Here is a 19198-nt window from a genome sequence, read left to right as displayed (position 1 = left end):
CCGGCTGGCTGGCCTGGATACCATCGAACAACGCCCCTAGCACCCAAGGAGAGCAGATGTTCGAACGGTTTACCGATCGCGCCCGCCGCGTCGTCGTCCTCGCGCAGGAAGAAGCGCGGATGCTCAACCACAACTACATCGGGACCGAGCACGTGCTCCTCGGCCTCATCCACGAGGGCGAGGGAGTCGCTGCCCGCGCGCTGCAGGCCCTCGACATCTCGCTGGAGGCCGTCCGCGAGCAGGTCATCAACATGATCGGGGAGGGCCAGCAAGCGCCCTCCGGCCACATCCCGTTCACCCCGCGCGCCAAGCGCGTCCTCGAACTTTCGCTGCGCGAAGCCCTGCAACTCGGCCACGGCTACATCGGAACCGAGCACATCCTGCTGGGCCTCATCCGCGAGGGCGAATCCGTCGCGGCCCAGGTGCTGCAAAAGCTCGGCGCCGATCTGCAGGCCGTGCGCCAGCAGGTCATGATGCTGCTCAGCGGTTACGAGGGCAAGGAACCCGTCGCCTCCGGTGGCCCCGCCGCCGATCAGCCCGCGGGCTCGGCCGTGCTCGACCAGTTCGGCCGCAACCTCACGACGGCCGCCCGCGAGGGCAAACTCGATCCGGTCATCGGCCGCGATAACGAGATCGAGCGCGTCATGCAGGTTCTGTCGCGCCGCACCAAGAACAACCCCGTCCTCATCGGCGAGCCCGGCGTCGGCAAGACCGCCGTCGTCGAAGGCCTCGCGCAGGACATCGTCGCCGGCAACGTGCCCGAGACGCTGAAGAACAAGCAGCTTTACACGCTGGACCTCGGCTCGCTCGTCGCAGGATCGCGCTACCGCGGCGATTTCGAAGAGCGCCTGAAGAAGGTCCTCAAAGAAATCCGCACCCGCGGCGATATCGTGCTGTTCATCGACGAGATCCACACCCTCGTTGGGGCGGGCGCCGCCGAGGGCGCCATCGACGCGGCCTCGATCCTGAAGCCCATGCTGGCCCGCGGCGAGCTCCAGACGATCGGCGCGACGACGATCGATGAGTACCGCAAGCACATCGAAAAGGACGCGGCCCTGGAGCGTCGCTTCCAGCCGATCCAGGTCCAGGAGCCCACGGTTGCCCATACCGTCGAGATCCTCAAGGGTCTGCGCGATCGCTACGAGGCGCATCACCGCGTGTCCATCACCGACGACGCGCTGAAGGCCGCGGCCGCCCTTGCCGATCGCTACGTCCAGGATCGTCACCTGCCCGATAAGGCCATCGACCTCATCGACGAAGCCGGCGCCCGCCTGCGCATCCGCCGCCTGACCGCGCCGCCGGAGCTGCGCGAGATGGAAGCCCAAATCCAGGAGGTCAAGCGCCAAAAGGAGTCCGCGATCGATGATCAGGACTTCGAGCGCGCCGCCGCCCTGCGCGATGAAGAAGGCCGTCTCATTGCCGCGCGCAACGAGAAGGAAAACAAGTGGCGCTCGGGCGATATGGACGAGATCGCCGAGGTCAATGAGGAACTCATTGCCGAGGTGCTCGCCCAGTCCACCGGCATCCCCGTCTTCAAGCTCACCGAGGCCGAGTCCACCAAGCTGCTGCACATGGAAGACGAGCTGCACAAGCGCATCATCGGTCAGGACATCGCTGTGAAGGCCCTGTCCCAGGCGATCCGACGCACCCGCGCGGGCCTGAAGGATCCGAAGCGCCCCGGCGGCTCCTTCATCTTCGCCGGACCCACCGGCGTCGGTAAGACCGAGCTGGCCAAAGCGCTGGCCGAATTCCTGTTCGGCGATGAGGACGCCCTCATCCAGCTCGACATGTCCGAGTTCGGCGAGAAGCACACCGCCTCGCGCCTGTTCGGTTCGCCTCCCGGCTACGTCGGCTACGACGAGGGCGGCCAGCTGACCGAAAAGGTCCGCCGCCGGCCGTTCTCCGTCGTCCTGTTCGACGAGGTCGAAAAGGCCCACCCGGATATCTTCAACTCGCTGCTCCAGATTCTGGAAGACGGCCGCCTGACCGACTCGCAGGGTCGCCTCGTGGACTTTAAGAACACCGTCATCATCATGACGACGAACCTCGGCACCCGCGATATCGCCAAGGGCGTCATGACGGGCTTCCAGGCCCACGGTGAACTCGCCACCGACTACGAGCGCATGAAGTCCAAGGTCAACGAAGAGCTCAAGCAGCACTTCCGGCCCGAGTTCTTGAACCGTGTCGATGAGATCGTCGTCTTCCCGCAGCTGAAGAAGGACGAGATCCGCCGCATCGTCGATCTCATGATCGCGCGCCTGGACGAGCGACTGCGCGAGCAGGAGATGACGATCGAGCTGACGGACGCCGCCCGCGATCTGCTGGCCGAACGCGGCTACGATCCGGTCCTCGGCGCCCGGCCGCTGCGCCGCGCCATCCAGCGCGATATCGAAGACGTCCTGTCGGAAAAGATCCTCTTCGGAGAGATCAAGGCCGGCCAGAAGGTCATCGTGGATGCGCAGGGTGAAGGTGTGCTCGGCGAGTTCATCTTCCGCGGCGAAGATGTCGACGAGCTGCCGCCGGTGCGGGCCCCCCACATCGGGGATCCGGACATCGCCGCGCAGCGCTCCATGCTGGTCGAACACGGCTCGGGTTCGGATCACGAGCCGGCAACCGACGGCCAGCCCGAAGACGCCCGCCCGAGCTCCGGGCCCGCCGTCGGGTAAAAAGATGCGAAGGCGGCCGCCTGGGGCTAGCGTGAAAGTACTGTCACCGACGAAAGGAGAACCTTATGGGTCTGGGAGACAAGATTAAGAACGCGGCTCAGGAAGCCAAGGGCAAGGTTAAGGAAGGCGTCGGCGACGCCACCGATAACAAGTCCATGGAAGCCGAAGGCCTGAAGGACCAGGCTGCGGCCAACGCCAAGCAGGCCGGCGAGAACGTCAAGGACGCGTTCAAGTAAGCCAACTGTTCCTACTCACACGGCGCCCCGCTTCACGAATTCGTGAGGCGGGGCGCCGCCGTTTATCCGTCCCACACCGATTGCGCCTAGCACGTTTTTTCGATCGCCCGTGGGTCACTGGTCCTGCCACGGTCAAAGCGGTCACTGGGTAGGCTGGGGGGCGTGACGCGCAACGAGGTTCGTCACTACCCCGAAAGGCGCTGGAGGCTTTCACCATGCCGAAGTACGTTTACATGTTCAGCGAGGGCGACAAAGAGCAGAAAGACCTGCTCGGTGGCAAGGGTGCAAACCTTGCCGAGATGACCAACCTGGGCCTGCCCGTTCCGCCCGGTTTCACCATCACGACCGACGCGTGCCGCTCCTATATGGACACCCGCTCGATGCCCGAAGAGCTCGAAGTCCAGGTCACGACCGCGCTGCGCGAGGTGGAGGCCGCCATTGGCCGCGGCTTTGGCGACAACGACAATCCGCTGCTCGTCTCGGTGCGCTCGGGCGCGAAATTCTCGATGCCCGGCATGATGGAGACGGTGCTCAACATCGGGCTCAACGACCAGAGCGTCGAGGGGCTTGCCAAGCTGTCGGGCAACGAGCGCTTCGCGTGGGACTCCTACCGTCGCCTCATCCAGATGTTCGGCAAGACGGTTCTCGACATCGACGGCGACCTGTTCGCTAACGCGCTCGATGACCTGAAGGAGGCGCGCGGCATCGCAAGCGACCCGGAGCTCAGCGCCGAGGACCTGAAGGAACTCGTCGCGACGTTCAAGCAGATCACCAAGGAGCACTCCGGCGCGGACTTCCCGCAGGATCCGCGCGAACAGCTCGATAAGTCCGTCGAGGCCGTCTTCAACTCCTGGAACACCGAGCGCGCGGTCCTCTACCGCCGCCGCGAGCGCATCCCGCACGACCTGGGCACGGCCGTGAACGTGTGCACCATGGTCTTCGGCAACCTCGGCGAAGGCTCCGGCACGGGCGTGTGCTTCACGCGCGACCCCGCGACGGGCCACTCGGGCGTCTACGGCGACTACCTGGAAGACGCCCAGGGCGAGGACGTCGTCGCCGGTATCCGCAACACGCTGCCGCTGGCCGAGCTTGAGAAGCTCGACAAGAAGTCCTATGACGAACTGCGCGCCGCGATGCGCCGCCTCGAGACGCACTACCGCGACCTGTGTGACATCGAGTTCACGGTCGAAAAGGGCAAGCTGTGGCTGCTGCAGACCCGCGTCGGAAAGCGCACCGCGGCGGCGGCCTTCCGCGTCGCCACCCAGCTCGTGGGCGAAAAACTCATCACCGTCGACGAATCGATCGAGCGCGTCACGGGCGCCCAGCTCAGCCAGCTGATGTTCCCGCAGTTCGATGAGGACGCCGACAAGACGCTGCTCGCCAAGGGCATGGCCGCCTCCCCGGGCGCGGCCGTCGGCGAGATCGCCTTCGACTCGGTGCAGGCTCAAGAAGCGCGGGCCGCGGGGCGCGATGCGATCCTCGTGCGCCGCGAGACCAACCCGGACGACCTGCCCGGCATGATCGCCGCGATCGGCGTGCTGACCTCGCGCGGCGGCAAGACTTCGCACGCGGCCGTCGTCGCGCGCGGCATGGGCACGACGTGTGTCGTCGGCGCCGAAGCCGTGACGATCGACGCCGCCAAGCAGGAGCTGCGCGTCGGCGATACCGTCCTCACCCGCGGCGACATCATCGCGATCGACGGCACGAGCGGCGAGATCTTCGTCGGTGATGTGCCCGTCGTGCCCTCGCCCGTCATGACCTACATCGCCGACGGCCTGGACGCGGCGCTCGAGCAGGCCCACGACGAGGAGACCAAGGAGCTCGTCCACGCCGTGGACCGCATCCTCACGCACGCCGATAAGGTACGGCGCCTGCGGGTGCGCGCGAACTCCGATACGCCCGAGGACTCCATCGCGGCGCGCAAGCGCGGCGCGGAGGGCATCGGGCTGTGCCGCACCGAGCACATGTTCCTCGGCGATCGGCGCACCTACGTCGAGCGCGTCATCCTGGCCGAAACGGCCGAGGAGCAGGACGCGGCGCTCGAGGCGCTCGTGCCGCTGCAGCGCGGGGACTTCATCGAGATCTTCGAGGCGATGGACGGCCTGCCTACGACGGTGCGCCTCATCGACCCGCCGCTGCACGAATTCCTGCCGGACCTGACCGACCTGTCGGTCAAGGTCGCGCTGGGCAAGGAACGCGGCGAGGACGTTTCCCGCGAGGAAAAGCTGCTGGAGGCCGTGCTCCGCATGCACGAAGCCAACCCGATGCTCGGCCTTCGCGGCGTGCGCCTGGGCGTGAAGATCCCGGGCATGTTCGGGCTGCAGATCCGCGCCATCGCCGAGGCCTACGTCGAACGCAAGAAGGCCGGCGGCGATCCGAAGCCGGAGATCATGGTGCCGCTCGTCGGCTCCGTTCGTGAGCTGCAGATCGTGCGCGAACGCGCAGAAAAAATCCTCGCGGAAGTGGCCGAAGAGGCCGGCATCGAGGTCGATCTACCGATCGGCGCCATGATCGAGCTGCCGCGCGCGGCCGTGACGATCGAGTCGATCACCGACGAGTCGGACTTCTTCTCCTTCGGCACGAACGACTTGACGCAGACGGTGTGGGGCTTTAGCCGCGACGACGTCGAGTCCGCGTTCTTCGACGAGTACCAGGAAGCCTCGATCTTCGGCGTCTCGCCGTTCGAATCGATCGACGAGCGGGGCGTTGGCACCCTCGTGAAGATGGGCGTGGACGGGGCCCGCGCCGTCAAGCCGAACATCCACCTCGGGGTGTGCGGCGAGCACGGCGGTGATCCGGACTCGATCCACTTCTTCCACCGCGTGGGCCTGGACTACGTGTCCTGCTCGCCCTTCCGGGTGCCGGTAGCGCGCCTGGAAGCGGGCCGTGCCGCCGTCGAATCCGGAGGCGATGCGACCGCCTAAGTCGCCCCCGACCGCCGCCCGGCCTCTCCGCTCCAGCGCCTGGAGAGGCCGGGCGGTTTTTGTGTGTGCCGCCTGTAGGACCAAAGCCCTTTCGCCTAAGGCAAGGATGGCCTTACCTTAATAAGGTGACACTTGCTCAGCTCATTGCCGCCGCACCGCGGCGCGGCCTGCACCGCCGGCTGCCCGCCGGCTCGCTGCGCATCACCGACATCGACGTGGTGCCCGCAGCGCGATTGCGCGTGCGCGAGATGGGGCTGCGCGTCGGGCAGGTCATCCGGATCGCCCAGCGGGGCGCCTTCGGCGGCCTCGTCCTTGCCATCGGCACCTCGCGCGTAGCCATCGACCGCGCCACCGCCCAGCACATCAGCGTCGAGGAGATCCAGCCATGACGCTCGAGAGCGCGCCGAAGAACAAGACCGCGAGCCTTATGCTCGTCGGCAACCCGAACACGGGCAAGTCGACGCTGTTTAACCGCATGACGGGCTCCCACCAGGACGTGCGCAACGCGCCCGGCACGACGGTAGAAATGTTCAGCGGCACGTGGGGCGCGCTCGGGGCCCGCGTCATCGACCTGCCCGGCACCTACTCGCTGCTCGCCAAATCGCCCGACGAGCAGGTGACGGCCGACGCGATTGCCGCGCCCGGCACCGATCTCGCGCTCGTCATGCTCGACGCGACGGCGCTGGCCCGCTCGCTCTATCTGCTCGGCCAGGTGGCCCAGTTCGCCACGCCCGTCGTCGGCATCCTCACCATGGGCGATATTGCCGAGGCCTCCGGCGAACCCGTGGCCGCCGAGCGCCTCGCGGCCGCCCTCGCGATCCCCGTCGTCGCGGTCAATCCGCGCACGGGCGCCGGCATGAGCGAGCTGGCCGCCGTCGTTGCCGATGCGCTCGCGAGCCCGTCATTCGTCTGCGGTTTCACGCCCGCCCCGCGCGAGACGCCCGAGATCCCCGTACTAACCGAGCCCGGCTGCCGGTGCGCGGGCACGTCCTCGTGCTGCACCCCGCCGGCAACCGCGGCCCCCGACGTCCCGCGCGAGGGCGCTGCCCCGCTCGCCGAGGAACTCGCCGAGGCCGAGCACCTGTTCGCGTGGGTGGAATCGATCATGGGCGCGATCGGGGCCGATGGCGGCCGCGGCTCCGCCACCCGCTCGGACCGGATCGATCGCTTCCTGCTGCATCCGCTCATCGGCATCCCCGTCTTCCTCTTCCTCATGTGGACGCTCTTCCAGCTCACGACGGCCGTCGCCGAGCCGATCATGGACTGGGCCGAATCGCTCGTCACCGGCCCGGTCACCTCCGGCGTCGTCGCCGTCCTTGGCGGGCTGGGGATCGACGTGCCGTGGCTGCACGGCTTCCTGATCGACGGCATCCTCGCGGGCGTGGGAACCGTGCTGTCCTTCGTCCCGCTTATGGCGATCATGTTCGCCGCGATCGCGATCCTGGAAGACTCCGGCTATCTCGCGCGCGCGGCCTTTACCGCCGACCGCGCCATGCGTCTCATTGGGCTCGACGGGCGCGCCATCATGCCGCTCATCGTCGGGTTTGGCTGCAACCTGCCGGCGCTGGCCGCCACCCGCACCCTGCCAAACGCTCGCCAGCGCCTCATCACGGCGATCCTCGTGCCCTATGCCTCGTGCGCCGCGCGCCTGACCGTCTACATCCTGCTCGCCACCGCGTTCTTCGGCTCCGCGGCCGGCAACGTCATCTTCGCGATGTACCTCGTCTCGATCCTCCTCATCGTCCTTGGTGGCCTCGTCATGCGCGCCATCGTGGGGGAGGCCAAGAGCCGCAACGAGCCGCTGCTGCTCGTGCTGCCCGCCTACCAGCTGCCGCGCCTGGCCGCGCTCGCCGCCTCGACCTGGCGGCGAGTCAAAGCGTTCATCACCGGCGCCGGCAGCGTCATCATCGCGACGCTCACGCTCGTCTGGCTGCTGCAAGCCATCCCGGTTACGGGCGGCCACCGCATCGCCGACGTTCCCGTCGAAGACTCGCTGTACGGCACCGTCGCCGAAGGCATCGCCCCCGCCTTCGCGCCCGCCGGCTACGGCTCCTGGCAGGCGTCCTCCGCGCTCATCACCGGCTTCGTCGCGAAGGAGGTCGTCGTCGGAAACATGGCGCAGTCCTTCGCCGTCGACGAACCCGAGGACCCGCACGAGGCCGGCACGCTGGGGGAGAAGATCCGCGCGAACTTCGATCAGTCCTCCGGCGGCCACGGCAAGGCGGCGGCGCTCGCGTTCCTCGTCTTCGTCCTGGCCTACACCCCGTGCCTGGCAACGCTCGCCGAACAGCGCCGCATGCTGGGCTTCAAGATCACGGGCGCCGCGCTCCTCGTCCAACTCGCGCTCGCCTGGGTGCTGTCGGTGGGCATCTTTAACGTCGCAAGGCTCTGGTGGTAGCCGTGGCCTCGATGCTGAGCGCGTTTCGACGCGGCGCGACGATCGCCCAGGCCGGCCGCGAAGCCGGCTACTCGCCCGAGGTCGCCGCGCTCGCCGCCGAACACTATGAGCGCCTCGGCTTGATCGAGGTTCGCGAGCCCGGTGCGCCCGGCTGCAGCTCCTGCCCCGGGGCGAATCCCGAGGCCGAGATGCGCCCCGGCTGCGCCGGCTGTTTCTTCGCCCCCAAGCGCTAGCCTCCGCAGTCCACTACCCGGCCCGGGGCGCATCGGCCCGCCCGGCGGTGCCACACTAGGAGCATGATCCAGCAGCGCGAGTGGCGAGTCGAGCTCGCGGCCCGGCTGCGCCCGCAGCTGTCCGGGACGGTCGAGACGCACCCCCGCCGGCGCGCCGAGTACACCTCCGACGCGGGCAACTATCGGCTGCTGCCCGCCGCCGTCATCTATCCGAGGGACGTGGCGGACATCGTCGCGACGATCCAGTTCGCGCGCGAACACGGCGTCCCGATCGCGATGCGAGGCGCCGGCACGTCGATCGCGGGCAACGCCATTTCGGACGGCTTCGTGCTCGATACCTCCCGCCATCTCACGACGATTCACGGCCTCGATCCACACGAGCGCGTCGCCGACGTCGATGCGGGCGTCGTCATGGGCAGCCTGCAGATACTGGCGGCGCCCCACGGCTTGCGGTTCGGGCCCGATCCTTCGACGTGGACGCGCGCAACCTTCGGCGGCATGATCGGCAATAACGCGTGCGGGCCGCGGGCTGTCGCCTACGGCAAGACGGCCGATAACATCCTGGAGCTGGACTGCATCGACGGCACGGGCCGGACGTTTACCGCGCGCGCTGGAGAACTCGGCAGCGTTGCCGGACTCGATCAGATCGTGCGGCGCTACCTCGCCGAAATCCGCACCGAACTCGGAACGTTTCCGCGGCAGGTCTCGGGCTACAGCCTCGACTACCTGCTACCGGAGCGGGGCGCTGACCTGCCGAAGATGCTCGTCGGCACCGAGGCGAGTCTCGTCGTCGTCACGCGGGCGCGCTTGGCGCTCGTGACGGCGCCGCGCCAGCCGCAGTTGCTCGTGCTCGGCTACCCGGACATGATAGCCGCGGCCGATGACGTGCCGCGCCTGCTCGATACGGCGGTCACGGCGATCGAGGGCTTTGACGCGCGGCTCGTCGACTACGTCATTGCCGCCAAGGGCGCATCCGCCGTGCCCGCGATGCCGAAGGGCGGCGGCTGGCTGCTCGTCGAGGTCGCCGATCCGACGGGAGACCCGGCCCGGGCCCGCGCCCGAGCGCGCGAACTCGCGGAGAATTCGCACGCCATCGACTCCGCGCTCTACCCGCCGGGCGCCGCGGCGGCGGCGCTGTGGAAGATCCGCGCCGACGGTGCCGGCCTCGGCGGCCGCACCCCGGAGGGCAAGCCCGCCTGGCCCGGGCTAGAGGATGCGGCCGTCCCGCCGGAAAACCTCGGCGCCTACCTGCGCGATTTCACCGCGGAGCTCGGCCGCTTCGGCCTCGACGGGCTCATCTACGGCCATTTCGGCGATGGCTGCGTCCACGTGCGGATCGACTTCCCCCTCGATGAGCCGGATGGCGCGCGCATCATGGACGACTTCATGCACGCGATGGCCCCCATCATCGCGCGCCACGGCGGCTCCATCTCCGGCGAGCACGGCGACGGCCGCGCACGCAGCGAGGTGCTCGCCGCGATGTACAGCCCGGCGCTGCTGACCGCCTTCGCCGAGGTCAAGCGCCTGTTCGACCCGGACGCCATCCTCAACCCGGGCGTCATCACCGATCCCGCGCCGCTGGCAAAGGACCTGCGCCTGCCGCAGGGGCAGCCGCTTATCTCCCGCAGTTTCACGCTCGGCTCCGACGGCTATGATCTGGGCCGCGCCGTGCACCGCTGCACGGGGGTCGGCAAATGTCGCGTCACCTCGCCCGGGCACGTCATGTGTCCCTCGTTTCGGGCCACCGGCGACGAAAAGGATACGACGCGCGCCCGCGCCCGGATCCTGCAGGAGGTCGCCAACGGCTCCTTCGTCCACGCCCTGGATTCGGACGCGGTGCGCGAATCGCTCGACCTGTGCCTGGCGTGCAAGGCTTGCAGCTCGGATTGCCCCACCGGCATCGACATGGCGCGCTACAAGTCCGAGGTGCTCTCCCAGATCTACGCCGGGCGGCGTCGCCCGCGCACCCACTACACGCTCGGCTGGCTGCCGCGCCTCATCCGGCTGCTGACCGCCACCCCTCTCGGGCCGCCGGTCGCGGCCGCCGCGGCTCGCGCCGTGCGCCGGATCCGGCCGCTCGAACGCCTCGTGCTGCGCGCGGCCGGGATGGCCGATTCCCGCGAGCTCATCGACCTCGAATCCGTCTCCCTGACGCGCTGGTTCCGTCACCGCGCCGCCCGGCGCCAGCGCACCGAACGCTTCGTCATCGTATGGGCCGACACGTTTTCCCACCTGCTCGATTCCGATGGCGCGAAACCAACGATCGAGCTCCTTTCCGACCTCGGCTACACCGTCCTGCTCGCGCCCGAGGACGCCTGCTGCGGGCTGACCTACGTCACGACGGGCCAGCTCGAGCGGGCTCGCGCGAGCCAGCAGCGCCTGCTGCAAACCCTGGCACCGCTCGCGCTCGATGGCGTGCCCATCGTTGGCGTCGAACCCAGCTGCCTAGCGACCCTTCGCGATGACCTACCGGCGCTCAATCCCGAGGACCCGCGCGCGAGCGCCGTCGCCGCTATGACCTTCACCCTTGCCGAGTTCCTCACCCACCCGCAGTTGGGGCCGACGGATTTCACGCCGCCGGACCTCACCGGCGTTCGAATCCTCGCCCAGCCGCACTGCCACCACTATGCGGTGATGGGCTGGCAGGCCGACCACGAGCTCCTCGCCGACGCCGGCGCCGAAGTTACCACGATAACCGGATGCTGCGGGATGGCGGGCAATTTCGGCATGGAGGCCGACCACGCCGAGGTCTCGCGAGCCGTCGCCGAAACCGCGCTGCTACCCGCGCTGCGCGAGCACGAGGATGCGCTCGTGCTGGCCGACGGGTTCTCCTGCCGAACCCAGATCGCGCAGCTCTCGGATCGCCGCGCAATTCACCTCGCTGCACTTCTGCAAGGCTCGCGCGGCATGACACAATAGAACAACGATTCCAATAGCAGCAGGGTTGTGAAGATGTCTCTTTTCGAGTTCGACTCCGGTCACCTCATTCCCGCCCGCTTTGGGCATACGAGCAGCGCGCGGCTCGATTCTCAGATGCTGCGAGCGGTCAAGGATCAGGTCCTCGAGCTCGTCGGCCGGCCGCTGTTTCCAGTCGTCTGGGAAGAGCGCCAGCAGGCACAGTTGCTCAGCATGGACGCCTCCGGCCAGGTCGTCACCGTCGAGGTCCTGGAGGAACTCAATGCTGCAAGCCTCGTTGCTGCGCTTTCGCGCGCCGGTAACTGGGCCGCCCTCGGCTGGCTCGACCTGGCCGCCATGTATCCCGCGGGGCAGGGCGCCTTTCGGAGGGATTGGAACGAGTTCCGCGAATCGCTGCCGCCACGCACCCCGGCGGGTCCGCGCGTCGTCATCGTCGCCGATCACATCACCGACGATGTTCGCCCCGCGCTCGAATTGCTGTCCGGCTCGGGCGTTGACGTCTACGAACTGAGCCTGCGCGAGTTCGGCGATGGTCGTCGCCTCATCGATGTGGCGCCCGTGCGCGGGCCGCTCGCTGCCCGCTCGCAGATGGTCATGTTGGGGCGCGCGACCAAGGAGGTCGAGCTGCTGGCCTCCGCGCAGGAGTTCGCGCCCGTCGCGCCCGAAGAAGACGAGGCCGACGGCGACGTCGAAGCGACCGGGACGATGGAAACCGAACCGGAGGAATCGGCGGCAGAGCCCAGCCAGCCGAGCTATACCGCCCCGATGGATGAGGCGGCCCGTACGTTGCTCGCGATCGCGAAGTACCTGGGGGAGGACACCCGATTGACGTGGCTGCAGCTACGCAAGGGCGTCAGCCACGAGGCGACGCTGCGAGTGACGGGCGAGCTCGTGCTTGAAAACGGCGATGAGTACCGCGACCCGTCGGCGGCGGCGTGCGCGGTCTCGGGCCGCGATGATGTGGATGGCTGGCGCGTGTGGCGTTTTGGTGAGGCGGGCCCGAACCTGGATGACGCCCGCTATGAGCTCGACGAGGCCGACGAGCTAGACGTACGCCCCTAGCCAGCGGCGCAGTTCCCCGGAGGCGAAGGCGCGAACGTCCTCGCGCGAGAGGAATACGTCGTGGATCGCCCCCTCGAATCGAGCGACCGTAACGAGCGGCCCGAGCTTGAGGGCGGCAAGGCCGATCTCTTTGACGTCGAGGACGGTATCGGAGCCGAGCAGCGCTTCGGACCATGACAGCGAAAAATCGGTCGCGCCGGAGGTCATGACGAGGACGGGGCAAGAAATATCCAGCCCCTCTGCGACGGCCGCGTGCCCGGCCAGGATCGCCGAAAGCCAACCCGCGCGCACCGGAGCCGAGGGCATCGTGCGCCACTGGTCATTGGTTTGCCAGCCGAGTTCCTGCAGGCTGCGGTAGTAAAACCCGTTATCCGGCAGCGGGAAAATGCGTTTGGGGTTGCGCCGGCCGACGACATCGGCGACGGGCTGTGAGACGAGCTTCAGCAGCGCTGAACCCTGCAGCGCGAGCCACGGGGAGTTCAAGACGAGCGCGCGCAGCGCGCCGGGATGCCGGTCCGCCCACAGCGAGGCGGTGAGTCCCCCGGTGGAATGGCCCATCATGACGACGTCCATGCCGAAACCGTGTTCGGCGCGGATGACCTTCATGGCTTCGTGGATGTCCTCGTCGTAGGTAGCGAGGTCCGTAATGAAGCCGCGGGTTTGATGGCTGCGCAGCGAGCGGCCGTATTTACGCAGATCGAGGGCGTAAAACGCGCCGCCCGCGCGCGCCACGTCACGGGCGAGGTGCGGATGGTAGAAGTAGTCGTTCCAGCCGTGCACGTAGAGCATCGCGAAGTGCGGGCTCGACGGCGTCCCCGGCAGCGCCTTGCTGTCCTCCGCGGCGACGTGCCGCACGAGGGTTGCCACGCAGGCGCCCTCATCGTCGTCGAGCAGCGGCAGGGTACGGGCTTGGAAACCGCACCCGAGTAGGTCGCTACCCCAGGCGTCGACGGGAGCTTCGGCAGGCTGAATACTCACCTAGCCATTGTCGCGTGCCGGGGCCGGGACCGGAATCGCCTCCGGGTGTGACACTAATCCAGCACGCATTGACCTTGCTCACGTTTCGCCGCCACCGGTGTCAGGAGCCGAGCCAATTGGGTGGCGACGGCGTCCGTCTCGATGAGGAAGCCATCGTGCCCGTAGTCGGAGGTGATGAGGGCGAGCGGGAAGGCGTCGGGAATCGCCTCGGCGAGCAGCTGGGATTCGGCCAGCGGGAACAGCCGGTCGGAATCGATCGCGATCACGAGGGTGCGCGCGGTGATCTGGGATAGGGCCTCACGCACGCCCCCGCGATCGCGCCCCACGTCGTGCGTGAGCATGGCTCGCGTCAGGGTGATGTAGGAGTTCGCATCGAAGCGGCGGGCGAGCTTGGCACCGTGGTGGTCGAGGTAGGACTGGACGGCGAAGCGCCCACCCGCGAGGGGTTCCTCGCTGCCCTGGGAAATCCGCCCGAAGCGCTGATCGAGCTCGTAGGCGCTGCGGTAGGAGATGTGCGCGATGCGGCGGGCGAGGCCGAGCCCGTACCAGGGCCCGGTTCCCGGCGAGCGGTCGTAGTAGTTGCCGTGAACGAAATTCGGGTCGCCATAGATGGCCAGCAGCTGCGTATGACCTAGTGAGATTTGATCTGCCGTCGTGCGCGCTCCCGAAGCGATCACCGCCAATCGCGCGACACGCTCCGGCCTGGAGATCGCCCATTCCAGGGCGCGGTGGCCTCCCATGGAGGCGCCAACAACAAGGGTGAAGCGCGCGATGCCGAGCTGATCGGCAAGGAGCGATTCGGCAAGGACCTGATCGCGCGCGGTGATCTGCGGGAAACGTGCGCCCCACGGCTGTCCGTCGGGGGCTAACGACGCGGGCCCCGTGGAGCCCTGGCAGCCGCCCAGGATGTTTGGTGCGAGCACGAAGTAGCGATCGGTGTCGATGATCTTGCCCGGACCGACGATGCCGGGCCACCAGGTGGGCACGTCCGTATCGCCGGTGAGTGCGTGCAAGATGAGGACCGCGTTATCGCGCGCGGCATTCAGCTGGCCGAAGGTTTGGAAAGCGAGCGTCACCGGCAGGGACTCGCCCGATTCGAGCAGCACTGTGCCGAGGTCGGCAAAGCGCCGCTCGCCCGGGTCATCGCCGGTGCGCCAGGCCCCGGTCGCGGGGATCGTAGCGGTGTTTTCTGGTTCGTGCATGACCGGGCCTACGCAATCGCCTGAATGGAGGGCTGCGTAGTGGCGCGCGCGGCCGCTAGGCCCGCATCGAGATCGGCGAGGATATCGTCGATGTGCTCGAGCCCGACCGACAGTCGCACCGTGCCGGGCTTGATGCTGGCGGCAGCGAGGCCCTCGTCGGGAACCTGCGAATGCGTCGTCGAAGCGGGGTGGACGGCCAGCGAGCGAACGTCGCCGATGTTGGCGACGTGGGAGTGCAAGGTGAGCGCGTCGATGAAGGCCTTGCCGGCTTCGCGGCCGCCCTCGAGGTCGATGGCCACGATGCTGCCCGCACCCTTGGGCGTGTATTTTTGGGCGCGTTCGTAGTACGGCGAGGACGGTAGGGAGGACCAACGTACGGCCTCGACGCCGTCGGCGCCTTCGAGATACTCGGCGACCTTGCGCGCGTTGTCGATGTGCCGGTCAAGCCGCAGGGAGAGCGTTTCGATGCCCTGGGCGATGAGGAAGGCGTTGAACGGTGAGATGGCAAAGCCGAAGTCTCGCTGGCCCTCGATCCGGCACTTGAAGATGAAGGAGACGTTCGCGCCAAAGGGGCTGTCCGGGCCGAGGTCGCGGGCGTAGACGAGGCCGCCATAGGACGGATCCGGATCGTTGAAGCGCGGGAAGCGCGCCGGGTCCGCGCCAAAGTCGAACGTTCCGGCGTCGACGATTGCGCCGGCGATGGCGGTGCCGTGACCGCCAAGGAACTTCGTCGCGGAATGCACGACGATGTCGGCGCCCCACTCGATGGGCCTCAGCAGGTAGGGGGTGGCAACAGTGTTGTCGACGATGAGTGGTACGCCGACGCGGTGGGCAGCGTCGGCCACGGCCTCGATGTCGAGAATGTCGCCCTTGGGGTTGGGGATGGTCTCGCCGAAGAAGGCCACCGTACGCTCATCGGCCAAGGCTTCCCAGGCGGCGGGATCATCGGGATTGTCGACGAAGCGGATCTCGATGCCGAAGCGCGGCAAGGTGTTGGCGAAGAGGTTCCGGGTGCCGCCGTAGAGCGAGGGCGAGGAGATGATGTTGTCGCCCTGCTGGGCAATCGTGAGGATAGCGAGGGTTTCGGCGGCCTGGCCGGAGGCGACGAGGAGCGCGCCGACGCCGCCTTCGAGGCTGGCGATCCGGTTTTCGACGACCTCGTTGGTCGGGTTGTTCAGGCGGGTGTAGATCGGGCCGAGTTCGGCGAGCGCGAACCGGTTGGCGGCCTGGTCGGCCGAGTCGAAGACGTAGGAGGTGGTCTGGTAGATCGGAAGGGCACGGGCGCCGGTATCGCCGTCGGGGCTCTGGCCGGCGTGGATCTGGCGGGTTTCAAAGTTCCAAGTCATGGTGGGTCCTCAGTTCGGATGAGCGGGGGGGCTGGGGGGCCGGGCTGGACCGGGTTACGGTCCGGCCGCTCCCGATCCTGGGGTGACACGGTCGATCAAGAATCCAGATATAGCTATGCCCGAGGGGGTGTGGATTCTTTGCTGCAGGCCCAGGCCGTTAAAGAACTGACGGCGGGCAGGCGAAAGACCGCGTCAGCGGCACATTCGACGGTTGCAGAACATGTGTGTGACTCTAGCCGCAGTGACGCTCAGTGAGCCAATGCCGGTTCACCATGTGAGATATGCCGGAGCGCTCGGCTAGAAGGGGATGGGCGCGTCGGGATCGTATTCCGCGAGTTTCTCGCGTGCCTGCGCCTGGGTGAGCTCGCTGAGCTCGAGGTGGTGGTGCTTGCGCCGAGGCGCAGCTGGAATCGTGAAGGTCCCCGATTTTGTCTCCCACGTCCGGGTGCCATCGTCGTTGACTTCGAGGATGCGTGCCGCGCCCATCGTCTTGGTGCGGTGGCACCGGCCGCAGAGCAGCCAGAGGTTGGAGACCGAGGTGGTCCCGCCCTCGCTGAAGGCCTTGACATGATCGATCTCGCAGTGGGCTGCTGCCCGTGCGCATCCCGGCCGGCGGCACATCCGATCCCGCGTCCGCACAGCCGCGGTGATCGCGGCTGGGGGACGGTAGCGTTCCCGGCCGATATCGAGCGGGGCGCCCGTGAGGGTGTCAGTGACGATGCGTCGCCACTGGCCGCCCTGCGCGAGGATGAGCGCGAGCGTGGGGGAGATGTAGCCGTAGCCCTCGATCCAGGCGGCCTGGGTCAGTCCCGATACGGGGCGTATCGGGTTGCTGGTCCATGACTCGGGTTCGGGCGGCGGCGGGGGACTTGGTGGCGCCGCGATGAGTGCGGGCGCCGCCCCCTGGGTGGGTGGATCGCTGCCCTCGAGGCGCGTGGGGGAGGTTGGGGTGGTCGTGACAGCCGGGGATGCCTCGAGATCATCGTCGTCATCGTCGCCGAGGACGTCATGGACGAAGGCTTCAACGTAGCTTGGCGGCGGGGTGAAGCCTGGCAGGGCGCGTAGCAGGACCTCGAAAGGGATGGTGACGTTGATCTTCGTTGGCGGTACCTCGACCGGCTCGCCGCAATCGGTCGTGAATGTCCATCCCTCACGCATAGCGAAGATCGCCCAGGAGGCGAGGACATCGGCGCGGAGTTGAGAGCGGGAGCGGCAATCGCCGGCCTTTATCGCAGCGTCGACCGCGGCTTCGAGGGCCGTGTCAAAGCTGGCGGCCTGTTCATCGGGCATTGCGATGCGGATGAAGGAGATGCCATCGTTTCCTCGCTGCGGGCGAGTGACTCGGCGGCTCGCGGCCGCGCGCGCATGACGATCGTCAGCGTCGTCTGGATCGATCTCGATGAGGATCTTGTCGATCAGATGACGCAACTCGCTGCAGGACATCACGTCGACGACGTCGATGATCTGCTGTTCAACCTCAAAGGTGATGGGCGCTGGGAGATCGCACAGCTTGTTGGTGATCATGGTGACCTTGTCGGGCGATATGCGGCCTTCGTTGAGCGCCTCGACAAGGATGGGCAGGTGGTCAAAGAACGTCGTGCCCCGTTTGATGAAGTGCTTCATCTGGGTGGCGGAGATGCCAAGGACGAGACCAAGATCCTCTGCGGCGGTGCAGATCATGCCGTGGCGGTCAGCGTAGTGATACTCATTCGACTGGGCCGCTAGGTACGCATGGTGGAGTTCGACGGCATGGAGGCGGTTCTTGGCGCGGGACGCCTCGGCAAGAGCTTTAATGTGCAGTCCGGGATCAGCCTCGGAATACGACATCGTCTCGGTCAGGATCTGCGCGCCGTCGATCATCGTATTGACAGTGGCAAAAGAGCGCACAGAAATCTCCGCGAACTGACGCAATTGGTCAGCCGGCTCCGGTGCTTCACCCGGAGTCTGAGGAACTTCTGTGGTCATAAAACTATTGGATCATCGACCACTGACACGCCCACGTCAGGTACGTGGCCTGCGTTCGAACAGTGGGGCAACTGTGACAACTGAGGTTTGTGTGACAAAAGAGAAGATCGTGTAGTGTGTGACTAGCGAGACAGGTGTTCCCCTTGCGTCCAGTCTCGCATACGCTTAGAAGCGTACTTAGTTGTCGGTCGTCAAGACGACGCGCCGAGAGACCCTCAATCCCCTCGGAGGACGTGTGGCCGTGCGAATCACGCTAACCCGCTCTCTGGCCAGCATTTGCGGGCTAACCCTTGCGATTTCAGGCCTCGCCGTGCCCATGGCGGTCGCGGCGCCCCCGTCGAACGACGATATTGATCAATCCCGGCAGGCGGAACGTTCCACCGAGTCGCAAATTGCCGAGCTCGAGATTGCGCTCGCCGAGCTATCAAGCACCACCGAGAACACGGGCATCGATGCCCAGATCGCGACCGAAGAGTACCTGCTGGCTGACGATGGCCGACTCGCTGCCGAAGCGCGCGCCACCGAGGCGGCCAAGGTTGCTGCAGCGGCCCGCGCGGCTGTCGAGGAAGCTCGCGGTGAACTCGGAGTCAAAGCACGCGATCTGTATCGCAAGGGCTCGGTGCCCGTCAGTGGCGCTGCACCGTATGTTGCCGAGACGACATTCCAAGAGCTTGCGACGCTTAAGCACCTCACCCGAACGCTCACGAGCCGTACGAGCGACGTGCTTCAGTCCTTCCTCGGCGTTGAAGCCGTGGCCGACATGCTCGAAGCTCAGGCGTCTCAGGCGCGCGATGAAGCCCGGGCGGCCGCCGACCTCGCCGAACAGCGTCGACTCGAAGCCTCCGCAGCTCTTGACCGGGCAAACTCGCAGGAGCGCGAATATACCCAGCGTCGCGATGAGTTGATCGCGCAGCTTGCCCAGCAGCGCCAAACGACCATCGAGCTGGAGCGCGAACGCCAGGATCAGCTCGATGAGCAGCGCCGAGAGCGAGAATCACAGGTGGCCTACGCGCGGATCCAGGAGCAGACCCGCGAGGATCAGCTCAATGCGGCGTCGCGCGATGCCGGGACCCGCCCGGTCCCGCGGGTGACGACGGCCCCGCGTCCCGAAATCACCTACACGCCGGCACCGGTTCCGTCGACGGCTCCCGCTCCGACGACCCCCGCACCGGCCCCGACGACGGCGGCTCCCACCACCCCTGCTCCCGCCCCGACGACAGCGGCTCCGACACCGGCCCCGCGTCCGACCACGCCGGCCCCGCGTCCCACGAC

Annotated in this window: 13 protein-coding genes; 9 read left to right on the top strand and 4 right to left on the bottom strand. The window is 67.3% G+C overall.

The genetic code is table 11. The annotated features are described in order from the left end of the window. Positions 1-56 precede the first annotated feature (56 nt). The 8 genes from MUN85_RS10125 to MUN85_RS10090 all read left to right on the top strand — a co-directional run bounded on the left by MUN85_RS10125 (position 57) and on the right by MUN85_RS10090 (position 12435). Positions 57-2666, top strand: a complete 2610-nt coding sequence (locus MUN85_RS10125; RefSeq protein WP_092561860.1) for an ATP-dependent Clp protease ATP-binding subunit — start codon at positions 57-59, stop codon at positions 2664-2666. A gap of 65 nt (positions 2667-2731) precedes the next feature. Then, the gene (locus tag MUN85_RS10120) at positions 2732-2902 is read left to right on the top strand and encodes a CsbD family protein (RefSeq protein WP_250506596.1); all 171 of its coding nucleotides are present in this window, start codon (positions 2732-2734) and stop codon (positions 2900-2902) included. A 215-nt stretch (positions 2903-3117) separates the two neighbouring features. Continuing rightward, on the top strand, positions 3118-5826 hold the full coding sequence (gene ppdK / locus MUN85_RS10115; RefSeq protein ID WP_250506595.1) for a pyruvate, phosphate dikinase: 2709 nt from the start codon (positions 3118-3120) through the stop codon (positions 5824-5826). 125 nt (positions 5827-5951) lie between these two features. Continuing rightward, positions 5952-6215 (top strand): FeoA family protein, encoded by a 264-nt coding sequence (locus MUN85_RS10110; protein WP_250506594.1) that lies wholly within the window; start codon positions 5952-5954, stop codon positions 6213-6215. Continuing rightward, positions 6212-8224: a ferrous iron transport protein B gene (gene feoB, locus MUN85_RS10105; RefSeq protein ID WP_250506593.1), complete on the top strand. Its 2013-nt coding sequence runs from the start codon at positions 6212-6214 to the stop codon at positions 8222-8224. The genes MUN85_RS10110 and feoB overlap by 4 nt, the downstream gene beginning before the upstream one ends. A gap of 2 nt (positions 8225-8226) precedes the next feature. Continuing rightward, a complete protein-coding gene (locus MUN85_RS10100; protein ID WP_092561871.1) occupies positions 8227-8457 on the top strand; it encodes a hypothetical protein in 231 nt (76 codons plus the stop codon). Positions 8458-8520: 63 nt separating this feature from the next. Then, positions 8521-11376, top strand: a complete 2856-nt coding sequence (locus MUN85_RS10095; protein WP_250506592.1) for an FAD-binding and (Fe-S)-binding domain-containing protein — start codon at positions 8521-8523, stop codon at positions 11374-11376. 33 nt (positions 11377-11409) lie between these two features. Further along, a complete protein-coding gene (locus MUN85_RS10090) occupies positions 11410-12435 on the top strand; it encodes a restriction system modified-DNA reader domain-containing protein (protein ID WP_250506591.1) in 1026 nt (341 codons plus the stop codon). Here the strand turns inward: MUN85_RS10090 and MUN85_RS10085 are convergent. From MUN85_RS10085 to MUN85_RS10070, 4 genes are all read right to left on the bottom strand, one after another. After that, positions 12418-13413, bottom strand: a complete 996-nt coding sequence (locus MUN85_RS10085; RefSeq protein WP_250506590.1) for an alpha/beta hydrolase — start codon at positions 13411-13413, stop codon at positions 12418-12420. The genes MUN85_RS10090 and MUN85_RS10085 overlap by 18 nt on opposite strands. A gap of 53 nt (positions 13414-13466) precedes the next feature. Beyond that, positions 13467-14615 carry a homoserine O-acetyltransferase MetX gene (gene metX, locus MUN85_RS10080; RefSeq protein ID WP_250506589.1) on the bottom strand — a complete coding sequence of 383 codons (1149 nt, stop codon included), beginning with the start codon at positions 14613-14615 and terminating at the stop codon, positions 13467-13469. Between the two features lie 8 nt (positions 14616-14623). After that, positions 14624-15961 (bottom strand): O-acetylhomoserine aminocarboxypropyltransferase/cysteine synthase family protein, encoded by a 1338-nt coding sequence (locus MUN85_RS10075; protein ID WP_250506588.1) that lies wholly within the window; start codon positions 15959-15961, stop codon positions 14624-14626. Between the two features lie 297 nt (positions 15962-16258). After that, positions 16259-17926 carry an HNH endonuclease signature motif containing protein gene (locus MUN85_RS10070; protein ID WP_250506587.1) on the bottom strand — a complete coding sequence of 556 codons (1668 nt, stop codon included), beginning with the start codon at positions 17924-17926 and terminating at the stop codon, positions 16259-16261. 241 nt (positions 17927-18167) lie between these two features. Here MUN85_RS10070 and MUN85_RS10065 point away from each other — a divergent pair. After that, positions 18168-19198 (top strand): hypothetical protein (locus MUN85_RS10065; protein ID WP_250506586.1); only part of this gene is annotated, 1031 nt, incomplete at its 3' end.

This window comes from Bowdeniella massiliensis (genome assembly GCF_023634005.1).
In the GTDB taxonomy this organism is placed as follows: domain Bacteria; phylum Actinomycetota; class Actinomycetes; order Actinomycetales; family Actinomycetaceae; genus Bowdeniella; species Bowdeniella massiliensis.
This window is presented reverse-complemented; position numbering and strand designations above follow the sequence as displayed.

Excerpts from the sequence above, each read along its gene's own strand:
- MUN85_RS10075 (WP_250506588.1), bottom strand. The coding sequence starts at position 15,961 with ATGACTTGGAACTTTGAAACCCGCCAGATCCACGCCGGCCAGAGCCCC.
- MUN85_RS10070 (WP_250506587.1), bottom strand. The coding sequence starts at position 17,926 with ATGACCACAGAAGTTCCTCAGACTCCGGGTGAAGCACCGGAGCCGGCT.
- MUN85_RS10095 (WP_250506592.1), top strand. The coding sequence starts at position 8,521 with ATGATCCAGCAGCGCGAGTGGCGAGTCGAGCTCGCGGCCCGGCTGCGC.
- ppdK (WP_250506595.1), top strand. The coding sequence starts at position 3,118 with ATGCCGAAGTACGTTTACATGTTCAGCGAGGGCGACAAAGAGCAGAAA.
- MUN85_RS10125 (WP_092561860.1), top strand. The coding sequence starts at position 57 with ATGTTCGAACGGTTTACCGATCGCGCCCGCCGCGTCGTCGTCCTCGCG.
- metX (WP_250506589.1), bottom strand. The coding sequence starts at position 14,615 with ATGCACGAACCAGAAAACACCGCTACGATCCCCGCGACCGGGGCCTGG.
- MUN85_RS10090 (WP_250506591.1), top strand. The coding sequence starts at position 11,410 with ATGTCTCTTTTCGAGTTCGACTCCGGTCACCTCATTCCCGCCCGCTTT.
- MUN85_RS10120 (WP_250506596.1), top strand. The coding sequence starts at position 2,732 with ATGGGTCTGGGAGACAAGATTAAGAACGCGGCTCAGGAAGCCAAGGGC.
- feoB (WP_250506593.1), top strand. The coding sequence starts at position 6,212 with ATGACGCTCGAGAGCGCGCCGAAGAACAAGACCGCGAGCCTTATGCTC.